The sequence below is a fragment of the Parabacteroides sp. Marseille-P3160 genome (genome assembly GCF_900162725.1).
GTDB lineage: Bacteria > Bacteroidota > Bacteroidia > Bacteroidales > Tannerellaceae > Marseille-P3160.
Genome location: NZ_LT799418.1, coordinates 2,628,599 through 2,631,098 on the forward strand (window position 1 = coordinate 2,628,599; position 2,500 = coordinate 2,631,098).

Annotated in this window: 2 tRNA genes and 2 rRNA genes (1 of these 4 only partly in view); all 4 read left to right on the forward strand. The window is 49.2% G+C overall.

The annotated features are described in order from the left end of the window. The first annotated feature begins 212 nt into the window (after nucleotides 1–212). Nucleotides 213–1,743, forward strand: a 16S ribosomal RNA gene (locus tag BQ8014_RS10385). Nucleotides 1,744–1,998: 255 nt separating this feature from the next. Continuing rightward, nucleotides 1,999–2,072, forward strand: a tRNA-Ile gene (locus tag BQ8014_RS10390). Nucleotides 2,073–2,113: 41 nt separating this feature from the next. Then, nucleotides 2,114–2,187: transfer RNA gene (locus BQ8014_RS10395), tRNA-Ala, on the forward strand. Between the two features lie 210 nt (nucleotides 2,188–2,397). Further along, a 23S ribosomal RNA gene (locus BQ8014_RS10400) occupies nucleotides 2,398–2,500 on the forward strand (it continues 2,796 nt past the right edge of the window). Together the 16S and 23S rRNA genes with 2 tRNA genes alongside form the textbook arrangement of a ribosomal RNA operon.

The following is a 2,500-nucleotide window of genomic DNA, read 5'->3' on the forward strand; positions in this document are numbered from 1 at the left end:
CGGTGACGAAAAGAAGAAGGGCAGGATAAAAAAGAGGTCTTCCTTTAAAAGAGGGATTAGTCAATCACTTTTCCCTGAAAGGTATTCTCTCTCTTTTTTTTTAAAAAAACCAGCCAATAATTTGTACCGTCAATCATCCAAAAAAGGTAAGTAAGGAAAAGACAATAAAGAACGGGATTTTGAGCCAAGGAAATAAAAAGAAAACAATTTTGACAACGAAGAGTTTGATCCTGGCTCAGGATGAACGCTAGCGACAGGCTTAACACATGCAAGTCGAGGGGCATCACGGGATAGCAATATCCTGGTGGCGACCGGCGCACGGGTGAGTAACGCGTATGCAACTTACCTGTCAGAGGGGGATAATCCGGCGAAAGTCGGTCTAATACCCCATAAAACAGGGACCCCGCCTGGGGTTATTTGTTAAAGGATTTATCGCTGACAGATAGGCATGCGTTCCATTAGGTAGTTGGTCGGGGTAACGGCCCACCAAGCCATCGATGGATAGGGGTTCTGAGAGGAAGGTCCCCCACACTGGTACTGAGACACGGACCAGACTCCTACGGGAGGCAGCAGTGAGGAATATTGGTCAATGGGCGAGAGCCTGAACCAGCCAAGTCGCGTGAAGGATGACTGCCCTATGGGTTGTAAACTTCTTTTATAAGGGAATAAAGTGCGGGACGCGTCCCGTTTTGTATGTACCTTATGAATAAGCATCGGCTAACTCCGTGCCAGCAGCCGCGGTAATACGGAGGATGCGAGCGTTATCCGGATTTATTGGGTTTAAAGGGTGCGTAGGTGGGTAATTAAGTCAGCGGTGAAAGTTTGTGGCTCAACCATAAAATTGCCGTTGAAACTGGTCACCTTGAGTATGTTTGCTGTAGGCGGAATGCGTGTTGTAGCGGTGAAATGCATAGATATCACGCAGAACTCCGATTGCGAAGGCAGCTTACAAAACCATCACTGACACTGAAGCACGAAAGCGTGGGAATCAAACAGGATTAGATACCCTGGTAGTCCACGCCGTAAACGATGATTACTAGGGATTTGCGATATAGTGTAAGTCCTACAGCGAAAGCGTTAAGTAATCCACCTGGGGAGTACGCCGGCAACGGTGAAACTCAAAGGAATTGACGGGGGCCCGCACAAGCGGAGGAACATGTGGTTTAATTCGATGATACGCGAGGAACCTTACCCGGGTTTGAACGCATTAGGAATACGATTGAAAGGTTGTAGCTAGCAATAGCCTATTGCGAGGTGCTGCATGGTTGTCGTCAGCTCGTGCCGTGAGGTGTCGGCTTAAGTGCCATAACGAGCGCAACCCTGATTGTCAGTTGCTAGCAGGTAAAGCTGAGGACTCTGACAAGACTGCCGGCGTAAGCTGTGAGGAAGGTTGGGATGACGTCAAATCAGCACGGCCCTTACATCCGGGGCGACACACGTGTTACAATGGGGGGGACAAAGGGGCGCTACCTGGCGACAGGATGCCAATCTCAAAACCCTCTCTCAGTTCGGATCGGAGTCTGCAACTCGACTCCGTGAAGCTGGATTCGCTAGTAATCGCGCATCAGCCATGGCGCGGTGAATACGTTCCCGGGCCTTGTACACACCGCCCGTCAAGCCATGGGAGCCGGGGGTACCTGAAGTACGTAACCGTCAAAGGATCGTCCTAGGGTAAAACCGGTGACTGGGGCTAAGTCGTAACAAGGTAGCCGTACCGGAAGGTGCGGCTGGAACACCTCCTTTCTGGAGACTCGAAGTTCCGTGAAGTCTTTTCTTTACGAAAAAGAAGAGGATGAACGACAAAAAGGTACGAATGGTGGCCGGTTTAAAAAAAAAAGGAAACAGCAATACTTCACAGGAGGGAAAAGGCCGTGGCCTGTCCCCTAAGGAGAAGGAAGATAGCTTGTACTGCACTGCTTGTTTATTTATATGATTGGAAAAGAAAGAAGAGAAACGAAAGAAGCTGGGAGTCTGCTCCCGGGTTAGATAAAAGTTGACAGTCCTATAGCTCAGTTGGTTAGAGCGCTACACTGATAATGTAGAGGTCGGCAGTTCAACTCTGCCTGGGACTACGCCGTAGAATAGTGGATTATCCGGTCCATTAGTTATGGAAGGGGGATTAGCTCAGCTGGCTAGAGCATCTGCTTTGCACGCAGAGGGTCAACGGTTCGAATCCGTTATTCTCCACAAAAAGAAAGAGATCATTGACATATTGGACAATAAAGCAATAAAGTAAAAGACGAAGAAGTCGAATTTGCTTTTGAGCCGTTCATCCGCACCAGGCGGAGCCCCTCGGGATGTTTTTCCCCTTCCCCCTAAAAGGGATGGGAAGGCATGCGGAAGGTTCCCCGGTTTGAATGCGCTTGTACGGCAAGGGAAGCAAAGAAAGAAGAAAAAAAGAAAGTAAGAGAAGGGCAGACGGTGGATGCCTTGGCTCTCGGAGGCGAAGAAGGACGTGATAAGCTGCGAAAAGCCTGGGGGAGGTGCAAATAACCTTTGA